This is a genomic window from Brevibacillus parabrevis (assembly GCF_003710905.1).
Classification (GTDB): domain Bacteria; phylum Bacillota; class Bacilli; order Brevibacillales; family Brevibacillaceae; genus Brevibacillus; species Brevibacillus parabrevis.
Genome location: NZ_RHHV01000028.1, coordinates 1 through 3,451 on the forward strand (window position 1 = coordinate 1; position 3,451 = coordinate 3,451).

4 protein-coding genes and 1 pseudogene are annotated in these 3,451 nt (G+C 37.8%); 1 reads left to right on the forward strand and 4 read right to left on the reverse strand.

All coding sequences use genetic code 11. The features are described 5' to 3' along the window. Positions 1-231 (forward strand): hypothetical protein (locus EDM60_RS28985; protein ID WP_208715256.1); only part of this gene is annotated, 231 nt, incomplete at its 5' end. 102 nt (positions 232-333) lie between these two features. Here EDM60_RS28985 and cdiI read toward each other — a convergent pair. The 4 genes and pseudogenes from cdiI to EDM60_RS29540 form a co-directional block, all read right to left on the reverse strand. Continuing rightward, positions 334-582 (reverse strand): annotated as a pseudogene (gene cdiI / locus EDM60_RS27335) (ribonuclease toxin immunity protein CdiI); the annotation flags it as partial. 5 nt (positions 583-587) lie between these two features. Next, entirely contained in the window at positions 588-1,028 is a 441-nt protein-coding gene (locus EDM60_RS29320; protein WP_141254290.1) for a helix-turn-helix domain-containing protein, read from the reverse strand. Between the two features lie 691 nt (positions 1,029-1,719). Next, the gene (locus tag EDM60_RS27345; RefSeq protein WP_122966788.1) at positions 1,720-2,406 is read right to left on the reverse strand and encodes an Imm3 family immunity protein; all 687 of its coding nucleotides are present in this window, start codon (positions 2,404-2,406) and stop codon (positions 1,720-1,722) included. A 22-nt stretch (positions 2,407-2,428) separates the two neighbouring features. Then, positions 2,429-3,307 (reverse strand): deaminase domain-containing protein, encoded by an 879-nt coding sequence (locus EDM60_RS29540; RefSeq protein WP_122966789.1) that lies wholly within the window; start codon positions 3,305-3,307, stop codon positions 2,429-2,431. Between the last annotated feature and the right edge of the window lie 144 nt (positions 3,308-3,451).

Consider the following 3,451-nt stretch of genomic DNA (forward strand, 5'->3'; position numbering starts at 1 on the left):
GTCGCCCGCGTCTACCGCCGCGCCCCACAAACCAGCCAACGTATCCCCAAAAGCAGCAAATTTCCCTTCCACCTCTGCGATCTGTTATCCAAGGTTCGTTTCGCCATGACCGCGAGAGTCTCGTTTGCCGCTACATCCCACTCATACCTGCTCCATATATGCTCTTGGATGACAAAAAAGCTCATTCCTACTCATGATTCAAGTGGGAATGAGCTTTTGATCGTTTATTAGTGTCTGAATGGTTTAATGCTTGGTTTATTGGTTGTATTGTATGATCTTGTTGTTGAGGTTGTAAATAGGCTTACAAAAAAATCTGGATTCTACCCATTATTCTTAAATACTATATTTCTCTTTAATTCTCAATAAATATTCGTTAACTTCATCTTTTTTGTCTTCGTTCTTTTCAATATAGAAATTACATGCTACCTGCAAGTAATCATATAGTTCTTTATAACTGACAATATCATAAGTATCATCTACACCATAATAAAACAAAATGCAATTTTCACCAAAATACCCTTCATCCCCTACATCGTATTCATCTGAATAGATAACCGCCATATAATCTCGTCTCTCAACGTACTCGTTTAAAAAACCTTCTTATACGACTTGTATTCGTCACGCTTGACCATTCCCTGAATCCAAAGCGTCAACTCTCGCTCGTTTACCTGCTTCCGTATACTCCTAATAAACTCATGAGTCTTTTCTGACATAAGCAGATATGGGTGGCAATGCAGATAATTTGGCAGGAAATACGTGTTGTTCTTACCCTGACTGACCAGAATCATCTTCTTGTCTGCCAATTCCTTGATATGGCGTTCTACTGACTTTGAACTGCATCCGACATTTCGGGCAATCATTTCGATGGTCGGATAGCATTGACGTTTGTCGCTCATATAAGCGATTAGGTCAATCAGAATCAGCTTCTCATAATGTGTTAAGCCGTAGCACCGATGGATTTTATGCGGCACTTTTGTAAACCCTTTATGCTGTGATGTGAACTGACTCTCTTGACTTACCTTGTCCATTTACTCATTAGCGGCTTGACAATTCTGAATTTGAACAAAATCCTTCATTCCCTTTACCTTCCTTCTCGCAATTTAGTTCCGCCTCGGAGCGGCTATGAAGTTAGGAAGGCGGCTAGCCTACACGTTACCTTACCTGTTATATGTCAACTGGTCGTCACCAGATTCATTTCTTCACAGTAACAATCGCGATAACTTGCCATTCAGTTGCTGATAAAATCAAAAATATTTTCGATGTAGCCCCCACTACTATTAATTGTCGTGCTACACATCCTTAAAGGTGCGATTGGTTAGTTTCTCATCCTCTCTAATAGGGCGACATACCGTACAGTTACGATTGAATTCAAAAAACTGCGAGAAAACGAAGCTAACAAAAAACAGATCAATCATGGTGGTATCTGACCATAATTGACCTGTCACCTGTTTAATGTATCGGAATAGCACTTTTTAGGGTATAAAGCCAAAGCATTGATGTGCGTACAAATAAAATGAAAAAATCTTTATTCGAATACAACTTGAGTTAAGTCTACTTAGATTCATCTGCCCTACTCATTCGGCACTGGGTGGGGTCTACCCATCAACAAACCGCAATAGGATAAAAGACCACGATACGTTCGGCTATCTCGCATTGTGGCTTAGTCGGTTCTATTGCATTATCTTTTTGTTGTTGTATAACTCCATACAAATATCTTGACTATAGTTTACTCAACACATCCTTAATTCGACTAGATAGGTCTCTCTTCTCATCTTCCGATAATTGTTCCCCAATATCATTCAAATCGAACTTCTCTAATTCACTTTTTATAATCCTAATATTTTCATTTGCTCGTATATTATTTAGTAATAATAATTCAGCTAAAGTTGTTTTGACAGTTATGTTTTCACTTGACGTATTTCTACTATCCCTCTTAAATCGTTCCAAGACATTATTAACAATATCTTCTCCACTACATGCTTCAAAATTTTGATTTTGAAAATACTCCCTAACGTTATTTGTCATTTCAAAATAATACCATCTTACTACAGGATAATAATCCAATGGCTTTGTATCTATTTCTTGTAAGATTCTATCTCTACGGATAAGTAAATCCTTAAATTGCTCATCTGTTACTACGTTTTTTAGCTTATTTAAATCTAGTGAAAGTAAATCTTTTTTTGTTGTTTCTTTAGCAGTAACTAGTACCTTTGATTGCTTTAGTAACAATTCTCCATATATAATGTGGATAATTGCCTTCTCCATCTCTCCTTGATTTTGGATTGCTTCATACACATTGTATGTTCTAGCAAGTGATTCAGAATCACTCATATTTGCGTTTTTATATGAAAAATAATCTTCCATAAAAGATTCAAATAACTCCTCGTATTCCCACTTCAAACTCATTCCAAAATTACCACCTTTTAATTTATTTTTCGGGTTTCGGAAGTTCTTTAGGAGGCACTAAATTGCCACTATTATGAATTACCTCAATTTCAATTCTCGGATATCTTTCTTTAAATTTACCGATTATATTGTTACAGCTTGCGCATGTATCTCTTTCGGTAAATATCTTCACTTTCCCTGTAGCATTAGGATTATATCCAATCTTTTGGGCTAAATCATTCATTATTTTGTATTCTGAATCTTCTAGTCTTTCAAAAACACTTCCCTTATTATCTGGTGCTTTTGTAGCATTAAACACAGGATCATCTGGTAAGAAAGAAAAACCATTTAAGTTCGGATTCCCTGATGAAAAATCAACTTGACTGGAGGCATAAAACTCTCTTTGATTTACAGTCGGAATGTCTACTTCAGCGTATCCAAAGTTTCCTCCCTTTTTTAATACTGTTTTAGATAAACGACTTTTCAGTTCACTTACTCTATCAATAATATAAGCATCGGCAACAGGATCAACTTTCCTTGTTTCTAGCCACTTAAAATTAATTAACTGGTCCGTATTCGGATCAAGTGCGTACCTATATTCAAGTGGTGTTGATCCATGTTCTACAATAGGTTCACCCGTCCCCTCAGCCCCTGCCTTTTCCTTCTCATAAGGCTGATTTTTATTAGCATCATTACCCTTCTTATCAGTAACTGGCTCATCATGATGAGAATGCCCGAGGTCTCCGCTCGCCTTTCCTCCTTTTGGCGACGTATTCTTGCTGGGAACATCCGTATCCGTAACTTTACCGTCATGCCCCTTTGATGTCCCCGAACTATGCGACCCGCCTTGCCCTGTCCGATCTTTCGAAAAGGAATAGCCCTCCCCTTTCTCCCAGAAGAAAATGGATCGGCTACACTGAATTGGACAATTCTCTTAGGGTCTAGTAGATTGAAATCAAATCGACATGGAACGGAGAGAATGTCGTGGGGAAACGTGAGCGTCGGTCATTTACAGATCAATTCAAACAGCAGATGATTCAGCTTTATGAAAATGGCAAACCACGTG

Bases quoted from the DNA above. Each gene is read 5' to 3' on its own strand.
- EDM60_RS29320 (WP_141254290.1), bottom strand. From the start codon at position 1,028: ATGGACAAGGTAAGTCAAGAGAGTCAGTTCACATCACAGCATAAAGGG.
- EDM60_RS27345 (WP_122966788.1), bottom strand. From the start codon at position 2,406: ATGAGTTTGAAGTGGGAATACGAGGAGTTATTTGAATCTTTTATGGAA.